This window comes from Streptomyces sp. NPDC006365, from assembly GCF_042870755.1.
Lineage (GTDB): Bacteria > Actinomycetota > Actinomycetes > Streptomycetales > Streptomycetaceae > Streptomyces > Streptomyces xiangluensis.
Map to the genome: position 1 here is coordinate 304,285 of NZ_JBIAHS010000001.1, position 14,629 is coordinate 318,913.

The following is a 14,629-nucleotide window of genomic DNA, read 5'->3' on the forward strand; positions in this document are numbered from 1 at the left end:
GATGTGTACGCAGATCTGTGGGGCGGGACTGCCGTGCAGGTCAGAGTGGTGTGACGGGCACGAACGAACTGTCCTGGCGGAACACGGCGGAGCCGTCCGTCGGATCCACCCGGAGCTGGAAGCCGTAGTGGCGCAGGTAGTAGCCCGGGTAGTTGTACGACTCGAAGCGGACGGAGCCGCTTGCCGTGCCCGTACGGGCGATGTACGTGGCGTCCCTGGCGAAGGTCGACGAGCCGTCGTTGGCGTCGAAGCGGGCCCGGAAGTCCCAGTGGCGCAGATAGTTCCCGGCCGCGTTCCGGAAGGAGTAGCCGCCGGCGTCGGCGAGACCCGGCACGACCGTGAACGTGGACGCCTGCTTCTCCGCGGCGCTGCTCGTGGAGCTGACCACGGGGAGGTTGAGCAGGGCGGACTGCTCCTGCCAGTAGCGGGTGGTGTAGTTGGCCGAGCGGAACGAGCGGGTGACGTTCGCCGGCACGTTCACCCCGCCGGAGACCGTCTCCTTGAGCACGGTGAAGTGACGTGCCGTGCCGGAGATCGACGGCAGCTTCTTCGGGGCGCTCCAGGTGGCGAAGGTGTCGTAGCTGTCGCTGTAGTAGTAACTGCCGTCGCCGTAGCCGTCGAAGAAGATCCGCCACGCGCCGTTGTCGAGCTGCACCAGCGCGGCGCCCTCGCGCGTACCGCCCCAGCCCGCCCAGTTGCCGGTCCTGCGAATGGTGTACGGGCCGGTCAGGGCGGTGGCGGTGGCGTACTCGATGTACTTCGTCGTCTCGTTCTTGGTGAACGCGTGGTAGGTGGAGCCGAGCTTCACGATGAATGTGTCGATGTGGTTGGCGCCGATGCCGGACAGGGCTACGGGTGAACTCCACGTGGTGAGCGCGGAGTTGGTGGCCCTCAGCAGGTACGGCGTGAAGATCCACTGGTCGTTGGCGGTCGAGCAGGACAGGATGATGTTCACGCTGCCGTCGCTGTCGACGAACCACTCGGGCGCCCAGGCGCGCGACAGATTCGCGATGGGGACGGTGTAGTCGTACAGGAACGTCCAGTTGACCCGGTCCGAGCTGCGGGCGAAGCCGATCGTGGTGCTGGTGTCCTGCCAGGTGTGCGTGGTGTACGTGACGTAGTAGTAGCCGTTGGAGTGCCGGAAGATACTGGCGTCACGGATCCGGTTGGCAGGCGGGGTGTACGCGGACGCCTTCACGAGCCGGAAGTCGGCGGCGTCGTCGGACTCGTACACATTGACCGTGGCATCGGTGCTGTTGAGGAACGGCACGATGGTGTAGCGGGTGGCGGAGCCGCGGGGCGGTGCCGCGGCCAGGGCCGAGCCCAGCGTTCCGGGCAGTGCGCCCAGGAGGACCGCCGAAGCGGGGAGGGCGGCCATCGCCCGCAGCACGCCACGGCGGGACGGCGAAAGGGAGTTCGGGGATCTGGTGCCGGTCGATACGGCGGCGGGTCTGTCCGGTGTGTTCATGTGCGGCTCTCCTCGGTGCTTTCTTGTGCGGGTACGGCCCGTCCCATGGGCCCTGCTTGTTGTTCGGGGCCCTGCGGAACGGGCCGTACGCGGCGGTCAGTTCACAGGCGCGCCCCGATGGCCGTGCCGTCGCGCGGGACCAGGAAGCCGGCGGCGGACGGAAGCGAGCCGTCGGTGTCGCGGGGCCCCGTGATCGCGGCCGGGTTTGTGCTCTGGACGGACGACTCGCCCCAACTGCCGCCCAGGTTCCAGGAGTTGCCGGTGGCGACGGTGCCCGAGCCGACGGCGACGGCCCGCCCGTCCACGACCGACAGGTTCTCCTTCAGCACGGCACCCGATCCCGCACCGTCGGCGTCGAAGCCCGTACCGGCGTTGCCGAAGGTGGAGTTGCGGCTCAGCGCGAGCGCTCCGGGGTTGCCGTTGTCGGTGATGCCGTGCTTGGCGTTCTTGAAGGAGACGCTGTTGCGCAGGGTGTGCGCGACCGACGGGTCGGGATCCCCGCCGCCCATCTTGAAGCCGTTGCCGTCGCCCGCGAAGTCGGGGAAGTTCCAGCGGTTGAAGCCGTTGCCGTACGCGATCGTGTCCTCGATGACGATCGGCGAGGTGAACTCCCAGGCGTCGAAGCCGTCGTCGACGTTGTTCCACAGCCGCGCACCCCGCACTGCGTTGCCGCTCCCGCTGCCTTCCTTGATGGCGAGCCCGTCCGCGCTCTCGCCGTTCTTGCGCGGATCGCGGTTGCCGTAACTGTCCAGGTTCAGGATCTGGTTGTTGCTGGAGGCACCTTGAAGCTGGAACCCCGACTCGTAGTTGTCGTGGGTGCGCAGGCCGGAGAAGACGTTGTTGTTGCAGCCGTCGCAGTAGATGCCGTACGGGCCGTTCACGATCTCCAGTCCCGAGATCCGCCAGTGGGACGCCTCCTGGTGGATGGCGCCACGCTCGGCACGCGGGATGCTGCCGCCAACGGGCGTGTGACTGGCGGGTAGTTGCTCCCCGTCGACGACGACGCGTTCACCCTGGTACGCCTCCAGGGTGATGGGCTGGGACGCCGTGCCCGAGGTGGTGATGGTGATGTTGTCGGTCATCCCGTACGTACCGCCGCGAACGGCGATGACGTCACCGGGCCGCGCCTTGTCCACGGCCTTCTGAATCGTCCGCAGCGGACGCGCGAGCGTTCCGGGAGCGGAGTCGTCGCCGTTCACGGCCACGACGATGGTGGGCGTGGCGGCGGCTGACGTCTCCTCGGCCGTCGCTGTCGCCGTCGTCGCCGGCACCGCGGCACCCAGCACGAGTAATCCGGCGAGCACACCGACTGTGCGCATAAGGCTTCCTCTTCCTGTCCGGACGGATGTCGCCTTTGAGTGGTCACCCGACCGCGGAACGTTGCCGTGCCGCGCGGTCGGGAACCATGAACAGCACCGGCCAACGGCCGACATTTCGAACGGAGTTCGGCAAGCCGGTCAGAACGTAAGGTGCAGGTGGGGCCGCGTCAAGGCTTCGTGAACGCTTGGCGACTTCTGTCGCTGGTGAGCCGCAGGCGCACGCACTCGCCGATCGTGACGTAAGCATTGACGTGTCCCCTCGCGCCTCTTACGTTCTGGTCGGCTGTCCGAACCTTGATCGATATATCGGACAGTGATCCCGACTGGAAGCTTGAGCAGAAGAGGCCCCCCATGGCGTCATCGCCCTCCCGAAGAGCCGTTCTCCGTGCCGCCGCCCTGGTCGCCGCGGCCCCGGTGGTATCCACGATCCCCGTCGGCCGCGCCGCCGCCGAAACCCGCGCCGCCGCGGCGGCGGTCGCCGTCGCGGCCGCACTGCCGGTGCCGTCCGCCTGGGCGGTGCGGCCGTTCGAGCTGGAGGACGTGAAGCTCGGGCAGGGCGTCTTCGCCACCAAGCGCCAGCTGATGCTCGACCACGGCCGCGGCTACGACGTGAACCGGCTGCTCCAGGTCTTCCGCGCCAACGCCGGGCTCTCCACGGGCGGTGCGGTCGCCCCCGGCGGCTGGGAGGGTCTGGACGGCGAGGCCAACGGCAACCTCCGCGGCCACTACACCGGCCACTTCATGACCATGCTGTCGCAGGCGTACGCGTCCACCGGCGACCAGGCGTACGCCGACAAGATCCGCACCATGATCGGCGCGCTCACCGACGTGCGCGCGGCACTGCGCAGCGACCCGCGCATGCTCGCCGTCACCGGGAAGTGGGGCGGCGCCCATGAGAACGTCCGGGGCTCGTACCAGTACGTCGATCTTCCGGCCGCCGTGCTCGGCGGTGCCGCGGCGATCACCCTGTCGGTCTGGGTGAAGCCCACCCACAACGCCAACTGGCAGCGTGTCTTCGACTTCGGCAACAACGCCACCCGGTACATGTACCTGGCCGGCCGCAACGCCAACGGAGTGCCGCGGTTCGCCATCACCACCAACGGGCCGGGTGGGGAGCAGGGGCTCAACGGCACCGCCGCACTGCCGCTGAACCAGTGGAGCCATCTGGCGGTGACCATCTCCGGCAGCACCGGCACCCTCTACGTCAACGGCACCGCCGTCGCCCAGAACACCTCGATGACGCTCAACCCGTCCGTCCTGGGCTCCCTGACGAACAACTGGCTGGGCCGCTCGAACTTCTCCGGCGACCCGGTGTTCGCGGGCGCCTTCGACGAGTTCAACGTCTGGTCACGGGCCCTGTCCGCGGCCGAGATCACCTCGCTGCAGACGAACGAGGCGAAGAACTCCGCCGCCGGACTCGGCAACCTCGCTTCGTACTACTTCGCCACCACCACAGGCGGCACCTTCGCGGACGCCTCGGGCCGCGGCCTGACCGCCACCCTGCGCCGCACCTGGGGCGGGCCGAGCCACCCCGGCTTCCTCGCCGCGTACCCGGAGACGCAGTTCATCGACCTGGAGTCGCGGACCACCGCGGACTACACCAAGGTCTGGGCGCCCTACTACACCGCGCACAAGATCCTCAAGGGCCTGCTGGACGCGCACCTCGCCACCGACGACGACCGGGCGCTCGACCTCGCGTCCGGCATGTGCGACTGGATGTACTCCCGGCTGTCCAAGCTGCCCGACTCCACACTCCAGCGCATGTGGGGCATCTTCTCCAGCGGAGAGTTCGGCGGCATCGTCGAGACGATCGTCGACCTGCACTCGATCACCGGCAAGGCCGAACACCTCGCGCTGGCCAAGCTGTTCGACCTCGACAAGCTCATCGACGCCTGCGCCGCGAACACCGACACCCTGGACGGCCTGCACGCCAACCAGCACATCCCGATCTTCACCGGGTACGTCCGGCTGTACGACGCGACCGGCGAGACCCGCTACCTCACCGCCGCCAAGAACTTCTGGGGCATGGTCATCCCGCACCGCATGTTCGGCATCGGCGGGACGAGCACGGCCGAGTTCTGGAAGGCCCGCGGCGTCATCGCGGGCACGATCAGCGACACCAGCGCCGAGTCCTGCTGCGCCTACAACCTGCTCAAGCTGAGCCGGACGCTGTTCTTCCACGACCAGGATCCGAAGTACATGGACTACTACGAGCGTGGCCTCTACAACCAGGTCCTCGGCTCCAAGCAGGACAAGGCCGACGCGGAGAAGCCGCTCGTCACGTACTTCATCGGCCTCACCCCCGGGCACGTACGCGACTACACGCCCAAGCAGGGCACGACCTGCTGCGAGGGCACCGGCATGGAGAGCGCCACCAAGTACCAGGACTCGGTGTACTTCACGAAGGCCGACAACTCCGCCCTGTACGTCAATCTGTACAGCCCCTCCACACTGACCTGGTCCGCGAAGGGCGTCACCGTCACGCAGGTGACGGACTACCCGAGGGAGCAGGGCTCCACGCTCACCATCAGTGGCGGCAGCGCCTCCTTCGAGATGAAGCTGCGCGTGCCGTCCTGGGCGACGGGCGGCTTCCGGGTGACCGTCAACGGCACCGCGGTGAGCGGAACTCCGAACCCCGGCAGCTACTTCACCATCTCCCGGAGCTGGCAGGGCGGCGACACCGTACGCGTCACCATCCCGTTCCGGCTGCGGGTGGAGAAGGCGCTGGACGACCCGTCCCTGCAGACCCTGTTCTACGGGCCGGTCAACCTGGTGGGCCGCAACTCCAGTACGAGCCACCTCCAGGTCGGGCTCTACAAGAACGCCGCACTCTCCGGCGACCTGCTGCCCTCACTGACGCCGGTGTCCGGCAGGCCCCTTCACTACACGCTGAACGGCACCGAGTTCGCCCCCTTCTACGAGGGCACCGAGGACCGGACACACGCCTACGTCCGCCGGTCCGAGCCCGGGGTTGTCTTCGGGAACACCGACTCCGGTGTCGCCAACCCGTCGAAGTCCGACGGGACGACGCTGCTCGACGAGGTCTGGGCGGGCGCACCGTTCGCCACCAAGGACGCTCTGGTGACGCGGGTGCGGTCGACGGTGGACTCGTGGGTGTCCGCGGGCCGGCTCACCCAGGCCAACGGTCAGCAGGTGGTCGCCACGGCGCAGAACGCCACTTACGTGCCCTGACGCAGGTCCGATCCCCAGGACCATGGGGTCTCTCGGGTCTCTCGGGTGGAGGCAACTGCCGGGGAGGTCACCGGCGCTGACACGGTGACCTCCCGCTTGCCTCCCGCTCCCCGGGCGTCTACGAGACGGTGGTGACGCCGTCCCACTGCGGCGGAATGGCCCCGGCGCCGTTCGGGCCGCCGTTCTGCAGCGCGATCGTCCGCGCGGGGGAGGGAATCCTGATGCCCTCGACCCGGTAGCGCGTGTGCAGCCGCTTGATGAACTCGTGCTTGATCCGGTACTGGTCGCTGAACTCGCCGACCCCCAGGATGACCGTGAAGCTGATCCGCGAATCCCCGAACGTGTGGAAGCGGATGGCGGGTTCGTGCTCGGGCATGGCGCCCTCGACCTCCGTCATCACCTCGATCACGACCTCGGAGGTCACCCGCTCCACATGGTCCAGGTCGCTGTCGTAGCCGACGCCGATTTGAACGGTGAGCGTCATCTCCTGTTCGGGACGGCTGTAGTTGGTCATGTTCGTGCTGGACAGCTGGGCGTTGGGGATGATCACGAGGTTGTTGGAGAGATTACGTACGACGGTGTTGCGCCAGTTGATGTCTACGACGTAGCCCTCCTCACCACTCGTCAGCCGGATGTAGTCACCGGGCTGGATCGTCTTAGAGGCGAGGATGTGGATGCCCGCGAAGAGGTTCGCGAGGGTGTCCTGGAGGGCGAGGGCGACCGCGAGACCGCCGACGCCGAGGGCGGTGAGCAGCGGCGCGATGGAGATGCCCAGGGTCTGCAGGACGATCAGGATGCCGATCGCCAGCACGACGACACGGGTGATGTTGACGAAGATCGTGGCCGATCCGGCGACGCCCTGCCGTGACTGGGTCACCGCCCGCACCAGGCCCGTGACGATGCGCGCCGCCGTGATGGTGGAGGCGAGGATGAGGAGAACCGTCAGGATCTGGTTGACGTTGTGATTGACCCGGCCCGTCAGGGGCAGGGCCGCCGCCGCCGCGGCCACACCGCCGGCCAGCGCCGCGAGGGGTACCAGCGCGCGCAACGAGTCGACGATGACGTCGTCCCCGCTCCATCTCGTACGGTCCGCGTGCTTGCCCAGCCAGCGCAGCAGCATCCGCAGCAGGACGCCCGCCGCAAGCCCGACGGCCACCCAGACGCCGGCGATGATCATGTCGTGCGCGGTGAGATCGCGGTTCACCAACTGCCTCCCGTCGTGCCGGGAAGGGCGCGTACGCCCGCTATGTGATGTCTCGTCACTTGGCCACCTGCTGCTCGATTCCGTGATGTGCGCTCCCGCCGGGACTCCTGTGCGAAGTCCGGCGGGCTCGCTCATCCTGCCGTATTCGCGCGCATGCCTCTCCCCTGGCCAGCTTCGTTTCCGGCCATCGTCGTAGGCGCGACGAGCGCGTGGACGCGCGGCGCGGCTGGGGCAAGTCTTGCGTGGAGTGATCAGCGACGACCCGGGGGTGGGGCTCACCCTCGTCATCGCAGGGCCCAAGTTGGCCTGGATGCGCCGCCGTTGGAGAGGGGGCTCAGATCATCTTCAGGCGCACCAGTGCGCCCAGCGTCAACGCCCCCGGCAGCAGCGGCAGCCACACCGTGATGATGCGGTAGGCGAGTACGACCGCCGTCGCCACCGCGGCCGGGCCGCCCGCCGCCACCAGCGCGACGATCAGCGCGGCGTCGACCGAGCCGATACCGCCCGGCGTGGGGATGAGTGCGACGGCGACCGTCGCCGCCAGATACGCGACCACGATGTGCAGCGGAGACACCGGCAGCCCCAACGCCAGCCCCACCGCGACCAGTCCGGCCGCCTGCAGGATGGGAAAGGAGAACGAACCGCCCCACAACGCGAGCGCGCGCGCCGGCCGTGCGTGCACGGAGCGCGCCTCGCCCAGTGCGGTCCGCAGGAAGGTCGACACGACGGTACGCAGCCGTCGTACGAGCAGCAGGACCGCCACCGCGACGCACACTGCCGCACCGGCGGCCGGCAGCAGTGGACCGACCACGGCGTCCGGAATGAGCTTGCCGAGTCGCAACGCGTCGGGGAAGGCGATCAGCAGGGCCAGCAACAGGCCGGTCCGGGCTATGGACTCCGCGAGCAGATAGAGCGCGAGCGCGGCCGAGGAGCGGGCCGGCGGAACACCGCACACCGCCATGAACCGGAGGTTGACGGCACTCGCGCCGAGCCCGGTCGGCAGCAGATGGTTGGCGGCGCCCGCCGCGAACTGCGTGGCGAGCAGCCGGCAGCTGGGCAGCCGCTCGACCAGGGCGCCCTGCCGGGTGACGGCCGCCGCGACCCAGGTGAGGCAGGTCGCCGCCCCCGCTGCCAGCAGCCAGGGCCACTTGGCTGTCGCCAGGTGGCCGAAGCCGTCCACGAGCACGGACCAGTGGCGCACCGCGATCACGGCCACGAGGGCGAGCGGAAGCAGGCACAGGATCTGGCGGACCGGGATGCGTCGGTGGAGGGCTCGGGCAAATCGTACGTCCGTCACACCGGGAAAGGTTTTCCGCGCCGCGCCAACGGGGGGTTGCGTGCACGGGGACAGCGGCTTACGCGCCGCGCACGTCCTTGGACCACACGTATCGATCAAACCCTTGACCTCAAGGTTGCTTGAGGTTCTAACGTCGTCCTCATGAGCATGGAAACCACAGCATGGATGCAGCTGCACAGCGTCATGAACGCCCAGCAGGAACGCCGCCCCTTCGCCCGCGCGACGCTGCGCCGCATCGCAGGCTTCGCCCGTCCGCACCGCCGCCGTATCGCGCAGTTCGTCCTGCTCAGCGTGGCGACCGCGCTGCTCGCGGTGGCGACGCCGGTCCTCGCCGGGCGCGTCGTGGACGCGATCGTGTCCGGCGGCGAGGAGAGCACGGTCGTACGCCTCGCCCTGCTCATCGCCCTGATCGCGTTCGCCGAGGCGGGGCTGGGCCTTGCGAGCCGCTGGCTCTCGTCGAGGCTCGGCGAGGGACTCATCCTCGATCTGCGGACGGCGGTCTTCGATCATGTGCAGCGCATGCCGGTCGCGTTCTTCACACGCACGCGTACGGGAGCGCTCGTCAGCCGTCTCAACAACGACGTGATCGGCGCCCAGCGGGCGTTCAGCAACACCCTGTCCGGAGTGGTCGGCAACCTCGTGACGCTGCTGCTCACCCTCGCCGTCATGCTCACCCTGTCCTGGCAGATCACCTTGCTCGCCCTGGTCCTGCTCCCGGTGTTCGTCGTCCCCGCCCGCCGCATGGGCCGCCGGATGGCGAAGCTCCAGCGCGAGGCCGCGGACCTGAACGCCGCGATGGGCACCCGCATGACCGAGCGCTTCTCGGCGCCCGGCGCCACGCTGGTCAAGCTCTTCGGGCGGCCGGACGACGAGTCGGAGGAGTTCGCGGCGCGGGCCCGGCGGGTGCGCGACATCGGGGTGCGTACGGCGATGGCGCAGACGGCGTTCATCACCGCGCTGACCCTCGTCTCCGCGCTCGCACTCGCCCTGGTGTACGGCCTGGGCGGCTGGTTCGCGCTGCGCGGCAGCCTGGAGCCGGGCGCCGTGGTGTCGCTTGCGCTGCTCCTCACCCGCCTGTACGCGCCGCTGACATCCTTGGCGGGAGCCCGAGTTGAGGTCATGAGCGCCCTCGTGAGCTTCGAGCGCGTTTTCGAGGTGCTCGACCTGAAGCCGCTGATCGAGGAGAAGCCGGGCGCCCGGAAGGTGCCCGTCGGTCCGGTCTCCGTGGAGTTCACCGACGTCCGTTTCGGCTACCCGTCCGCCGACAAGGTCTCCCTGGCCTCGCTGGAGGAGGTCGCCTCGTTGGACACCCGCGGCGGCGCCGAGGTCCTGCACGGCATCTCCTTCCGAGCCGAACCCGGACAGACCGTCGCCCTCGTCGGCTCCTCCGGCGCCGGAAAGTCGACCATCGCGCAACTGCTGCCCCGGCTGTACGACACCGACGAGGGCTCCGTACGCATCGGCGGCGTCGACGTACGCGAACTGAGCGCCGAGTCGATGCGGGCAGCCGTCGGCATGGTCACCCAGGACGGGCACCTCTTCCATGACTCGGTCCGTGCCAACCTGCTGCTCGCCCGGCCAGGCGCCGACGACGACGAACTGTGGGACGTCCTGCGCCGCGCCCGCCTCGACGACCTCGTACGCTCCCTGCCCGACGGCCTGGACACCGTGGTCGGCGAGCGCGGCTACCGGCTCTCCGGCGGCGAACGCCAGCGCATGACGATCGCCCGCCTGCTGCTGGCCCGCCAGCGGATCGTCATCCTCGACGAGGCCACCGCCCACCTGGACAACACCTCCGAAGCCGCCGTCCAGGAGGCGCTCACCGAAGCCCTGGAGGGCCGCACGGCGGTCGTCATCGCCCACCGGCTGTCGACGGTACGGGCCGCTGACGCGATCCTCGTGGTCGAGGCGGGCCGGATCGTGGAGCGGGGCACACACGAGGAGTTGCTCGCGGCGGGCGGGCGGTACGCGGAGCTGTACCGGACGCAGTTCCAGAAGGCCGCGCCGCTTGAGGCGGCGGCATGAGCATCGTCACCTTCCGGCAGTCGGCGCATTTCGACGACCTGCAGGCCCGGATCCTGGAACCGGAGGAGCGGCCCGTAGAGGTGCGCCTCGTCGGTGACCCGGAGCCGTTGATTACGAGCGTGGCTCGCGCCGCGTCGGGGTGGCATCGGCACGACATACGCGCAGCTTCGAGTCAGAGCAGGCGGAGCTCCCGTGCTCGCCGTACCGCCTCGCCCCGGCGGGAGACGACGAGCTTGCGGTAGATGCTCCGCAGATGCGTCTTGACCGTGTTGACCGACAGGCACATCGCCTCCGCGATCTCCTCGGTCGACATGACCTGTGCGCAGTGCTGGAGCACTTGTCGCTCGCGGTCGCTGAGCTGCTCCACGACCAAGGGGGCCGAGGGGCTTCCGTCCGCGGAGAGGCGGTCGGCGCGGAACCTACCGTTGACGGCTGCCAGTCGGGCCGTGAGCCATGCGTGCCGGTGGGCCGTCTCGGGCCGCAGCTCCAGGAGATGCCGCGCCCAGGGGCCCGCCTCGAGGAAGGGGCGGCGCAGTGTTTCGGGTCGGGCGGCGGTCAGCGCTTCGCCGAGCGCGCTCTGCGCCGTCTCGGTGTCCTTGGCCAGGAGCGCGGCGTGGGCCCGTATCAGGAGGATGTCGATCCGGTGCGCGATTCCCGCGTCCCGCTGATCCTCCGGTGGTGGGAGGAGACCGAGCGCCCGGTCCGGGTCTCCTGACGCGAGGTGAGCGCGGGCAAGGGCGATGACGTGCGCCGACGTGTCAGGGCCGGCTTCGTGCAGGGCGGTGATCGCCGTCGCGGGATCGCCCCGGGACAGCTGGATGGCCGAGTTCGTGAGGGCGATGCGCTGCGACGGCCACGGTGGCAGCGCCCGCGGACGAACCTCGGGTGCCGCGATGGCCGCGAGGGCGGCGCGCCAGCGGCCTTGCGCGAGGTTCGACCGGGAGCGCAGCACCAGCATCTCGGTACGCGTGACCGGGTCGTGCTCCGCGTCGGGACACCCGGAAGCGAGGTCGAGGTGATGGCGGGCGCCCCGGAGATCGCCGCGTTCGAGGGCGACGGCGGCCAGGGCGAGGTGGCCGATCCCGGACTGCCGGGCCGGTGGGACGGAACGGTTGCGGGCGGTCGCGAGGGCGAACCGGGCGTGTTCCTCGGCCTCATTGAGTTCACCGCGGAGTGATTCCAGCAGGGCCAGCTGTCCGAGACTGTGGTGCCGCACGACGTCGGTCGCACCGGTGCAGCCGTCCGCCGCCGCGGCGAACGCGGTGCGGGCGGCGCCGAGGTGTCCGGTCAGCAGCAGCCCGCGGGCCAGTCCGTACCGCCGTAGTGCCTCGATCTCCGGGTGCTGCGCACGCCGCGACGGGGGCACGTGCCCGGCGAGATCCAGGGTCCGGTCCGCCGCCTGGACGGCATCACACCCGCCCCCACTGTCGGCTCCGCTCGAGCGGGGGGACCCCCATTCGCGGTCTCGCGTGCCGGGTGAGCTGAGAAGCCGGAGCAGCGCGAGTGCCAGCTGTGTCTCTGGAGATGGCTGTGCTTGTTCGGTGCGCATGTGCTCCTCGGCCCGGTCCAGGTGCGCCCGGCAGCCCGCCAGGTCGTACTGAGCGGCGGCGCAGGCGCCCGCGACGAGCGCGGACGCGGTTCCGGGGAGATCACGGGGCATACCGGCGAAGCAGCTCTCCAGCCGGTGGGTCTCGGGGCCGGTGAGCAGACGCCCGATCTCCAGGTGATCGACCATCCGGGCGGTGGCCCACTCCCAGTCCTCCGTGGCTGCCGCCTGCTCCAGCGCCTCGGTGAGCCGGTCATGGCCGGCGAGCCAGGACGCGGCCCGGCGGCGCAGCCGGGGTTCGAGGCCGGGATGGTGGTGGCGCAGATGCGTGCGGAGGACCTCGGCGAACAGCGGCTGGAAACGGCACCACCGCGTGCCCGCGACGGACTCGACGAAGGCGCCTGCGCGGGTGAGCCCGGCCAGGATCCACTCCGCGTCCTCACGTCCCGTCAGCGTGTTCGCCAGGTCGGGGTGAACCCGGTCGAGAATGCTCGAGCGCATCAGCAGGTCCCGGGTGGCCTCGGGCTGCGTGTCGAGGACCTCGGTGAGAAGGTAGTCGGCGACCGCGCTCTGGGACGCCGCGAAGGAGCGGGCGAAGCCGTTCGGGTCGTCGGCCCGCTGCATCTCCAGGGCGCACAGCCTCAGCCCCGCTGCCCAGCCTCCGGTGCGAGCCGTGAGGACATCGACGCTTTCCTCGCAGGACTCCAGCCCATGTCCGCGCAGCAGCGCGGCGGCCTCGTGCCGGGTGAACGCCAGATGGGCGCTGCGGATCTCGCAGATCCGGCCCTGGGCACGGTAGCGGTGCAGCGGAAGCAAGGGGTCGACCCGGCTGATGACGACCAGGCGCAGACTCGGTCCCGCGTGGCTCAGCACGAAATCCAGGGCTGAGGCCACCTCGCGTACGGGAACCTGGTCGAGACCGTCGAGCACGAACACGACCGGCCGGTGCTGGTGGGCCAGTCCCGACGCCAGCCTCGCGAGCAGGGAGTACTCGACGAACTCGGCGGACCCGGGCCGATCCGGGCCCTCGGGCAGCTCGACCTGGTGATGGCGCAGCGCTTCGAGAACGTACGACCAGAACACCCCGGGCGCTCTGTCGTCATGCTCGGCAGTCAGCCACACCACCGGGCCCGGTGCCGTCCCCTCGGCCACCCACGAGGCCGCCAGCGTCGTCTTCCCCGCGCCCGCCGGGCCGGTGATCAGCGTCAGAGGGCCGGCCGTACCCGTGGTGAGCTGGTCCAGCAGCCGCTGCCGACGTACGAGTGTCCGTGGCACGGCCGGGATCGCGAACTTCGCCGCCAGCAGCGGGTCACCCGTCGGCCCCCGGAGCGCATCCGCGCCGCCGCGGCTGGAAGCCGGGACGTTCGCCGATGTACGGGTGTCGCGGGGTAGTCCACCGCTGTCCCACGCTGCTGAGGCTGTGCTGCGGGGCATGGCCACCACTCTCTGGGTGCGGCTTCCGACGTGACTGAGGCCTCAGTTCCATCTGACGGCCTCAAGCTCATGATCGCCACACGAGCCACACGAGAGTGGGCGGCCGACCCGCTCAGTGGGCCCTGGTCTCCGGCCGCACCACGCACAGTGCCCAGATGACGAAGGAGTACAGGGCGATCGCGATGATCGACCAGACCGGGTAGTAGGGCAGGGACAGGAAGTTCGCGATGATCAGGAATCCGGCGATCGCCACACCCGCGATGCGTGCCCAGAGCGCGGCCCTGAACAGGCTGGCACCGATGAGGACCCCCAGGAATCCGAGGATCAGGTGGAACCAGCCCCACCCGGTCAGGTCGAACCGGAAGACGTACCGCGGCGTCGTGACGAAGAGATCGTCGTCGGCGATGCCCATGATGCCCCGGAAGATGTCGAGGATCCCGGCGATGACCAGCATGACCGCCGCGAACACGACGAGTCCGGAGGCTGCAGCCATCGTTTCGGGGGTGCGGCGGTGCACTGTCTGCGTCATGGCATTTCCTCGATTCGTTGTACGCCTGTCTCAGGCGGGGATGGGAGCTTGTCTCGGGCGAGGATCAGGACGATGAAGATCGCGCAGGCGATGATGTCGATGAGCCAGCCGTGAGTGCTGACCCACTCCCGCACCGTCGGCGCGGCGGATTCGGCCCGCCGGTGGAACAAGAGCCGGGCTGAAAGAACGGGATCGCGGCCACCAGGACGGTCAGGGCGACGAAAGGAAACGCATGCGCGTATCCCGAGTTGCTCCGCTCCAGGTGCACGCCGACCGTCAGCATGATCAGGATGTCCGACGGCATCAGCAGGATGACGAGTGGTCCGACCTTGAACGCCCTCCGCGGGTCGGCCGCCATCAGCGTGCCGAGCCATTTCGGCGGCTCGGCGGTTGCCCGTCCGAACCAGTTCCTCGCCATCGACGCCGCGAGCAGGCCGACGCGTACGTACTGGATGATCTTGCCGTCCGAACCGTTGTCCTCCGTACTGCCCAGCTCGACGGGGCTTCCCAAGGCGGCGGCGAGGCCCCACGCGATGGCCACTCCGGCCGCCGTCGCGAGACCGCCGACATGATCTGCTGCCCGGCCATCATGGTGATGGCCGGCGGGAGGATCTG

Annotated in this window: 9 protein-coding genes; 2 read left to right on the top strand and 7 right to left on the bottom strand. The window is 69.5% G+C overall.

Annotated elements, in window-relative coordinates; genetic code table 11:
* Positions 1 to 40 precede the first annotated feature (40 nt).
* Together ACFYO0_RS01435 and ACFYO0_RS01440 are read right to left on the bottom strand one after the other, a co-directional pair.
* Positions 41 to 1,468, bottom strand: coding sequence for a glycoside hydrolase family 43 protein (locus ACFYO0_RS01435; RefSeq protein ID WP_388668782.1), 1,428 nt, complete (start codon positions 1,466 to 1,468; stop codon positions 41 to 43).
* 101 nt (positions 1,469 to 1,569) lie between these two features.
* Entirely contained in the window at positions 1,570 to 2,787 is a 1,218-nt protein-coding gene (locus ACFYO0_RS01440; protein WP_388668785.1) for a right-handed parallel beta-helix repeat-containing protein, read from the bottom strand.
* A 351-nt stretch (positions 2,788 to 3,138) separates the two neighbouring features.
* Here ACFYO0_RS01440 and ACFYO0_RS01445 point away from each other — a divergent pair, with 351 nt between their 5' ends.
* Positions 3,139 to 5,979 (top strand): beta-L-arabinofuranosidase domain-containing protein, encoded by a 2,841-nt coding sequence (locus ACFYO0_RS01445; RefSeq protein WP_388668788.1) that lies wholly within the window; start codon positions 3,139 to 3,141, stop codon positions 5,977 to 5,979.
* A 118-nt stretch (positions 5,980 to 6,097) separates the two neighbouring features.
* On the opposite strand, the gene ACFYO0_RS01450 is transcribed toward ACFYO0_RS01445, so the two are convergent.
* Complete coding sequence (locus ACFYO0_RS01450; protein ID WP_388668791.1) at positions 6,098 to 7,183, bottom strand: mechanosensitive ion channel family protein; 1,086 nt, start codon at positions 7,181 to 7,183, stop codon at positions 6,098 to 6,100.
* A 334-nt stretch (positions 7,184 to 7,517) separates the two neighbouring features.
* Entirely contained in the window at positions 7,518 to 8,480 is a 963-nt protein-coding gene (locus ACFYO0_RS01455; protein ID WP_388668794.1) for a YbhN family protein, read from the bottom strand.
* A gap of 147 nt (positions 8,481 to 8,627) precedes the next feature.
* Here ACFYO0_RS01455 and ACFYO0_RS01460 point away from each other — a divergent pair, with 147 nt between their 5' ends.
* Positions 8,628 to 10,505, top strand: a complete 1,878-nt coding sequence (locus tag ACFYO0_RS01460; RefSeq protein ID WP_388670799.1) for an ABC transporter ATP-binding protein — start codon at positions 8,628 to 8,630, stop codon at positions 10,503 to 10,505.
* A gap of 172 nt (positions 10,506 to 10,677) precedes the next feature.
* Here the strand turns inward: ACFYO0_RS01460 and ACFYO0_RS01465 are convergent, their stop codons facing one another.
* The 3 genes from ACFYO0_RS01465 to ACFYO0_RS01475 form a co-directional block, all read right to left on the bottom strand.
* Positions 10,678 to 13,485, bottom strand: a complete 2,808-nt coding sequence (locus ACFYO0_RS01465; protein WP_388668797.1) for a LuxR C-terminal-related transcriptional regulator — start codon at positions 13,483 to 13,485, stop codon at positions 10,678 to 10,680.
* Positions 13,486 to 13,597: 112 nt separating this feature from the next.
* Positions 13,598 to 14,014 carry a hypothetical protein gene (locus tag ACFYO0_RS01470; RefSeq protein WP_388668800.1) on the bottom strand — a complete coding sequence of 139 codons (417 nt, stop codon included), beginning with the start codon at positions 14,012 to 14,014 and terminating at the stop codon, positions 13,598 to 13,600.
* Between the two features lie 64 nt (positions 14,015 to 14,078).
* On the bottom strand, positions 14,079 to 14,555 hold the full coding sequence (locus ACFYO0_RS01475) for a GAP family protein (protein ID WP_388668803.1): 477 nt from the start codon (positions 14,553 to 14,555) through the stop codon (positions 14,079 to 14,081).
* Positions 14,556 to 14,629: the final 74 nt, after the last annotated feature.

Excerpts from the sequence above, each read along its gene's own strand:
- ACFYO0_RS01435 (WP_388668782.1), bottom strand. The coding sequence starts at position 1,468 with ATGAACACACCGGACAGACCCGCCGCCGTATCGACCGGCACCAGATCC.
- ACFYO0_RS01440 (WP_388668785.1), bottom strand. The coding sequence starts at position 2,787 with ATGCGCACAGTCGGTGTGCTCGCCGGATTACTCGTGCTGGGTGCCGCG.
- ACFYO0_RS01445 (WP_388668788.1), top strand. The coding sequence starts at position 3,139 with ATGGCGTCATCGCCCTCCCGAAGAGCCGTTCTCCGTGCCGCCGCCCTG.
- ACFYO0_RS01460 (WP_388670799.1), top strand. The coding sequence starts at position 8,628 with ATGGAAACCACAGCATGGATGCAGCTGCACAGCGTCATGAACGCCCAG.
- ACFYO0_RS01465 (WP_388668797.1), bottom strand. The coding sequence starts at position 13,485 with ATGCCCCGCAGCACAGCCTCAGCAGCGTGGGACAGCGGTGGACTACCC.
- ACFYO0_RS01470 (WP_388668800.1), bottom strand. The coding sequence starts at position 14,014 with ATGACGCAGACAGTGCACCGCCGCACCCCCGAAACGATGGCTGCAGCC.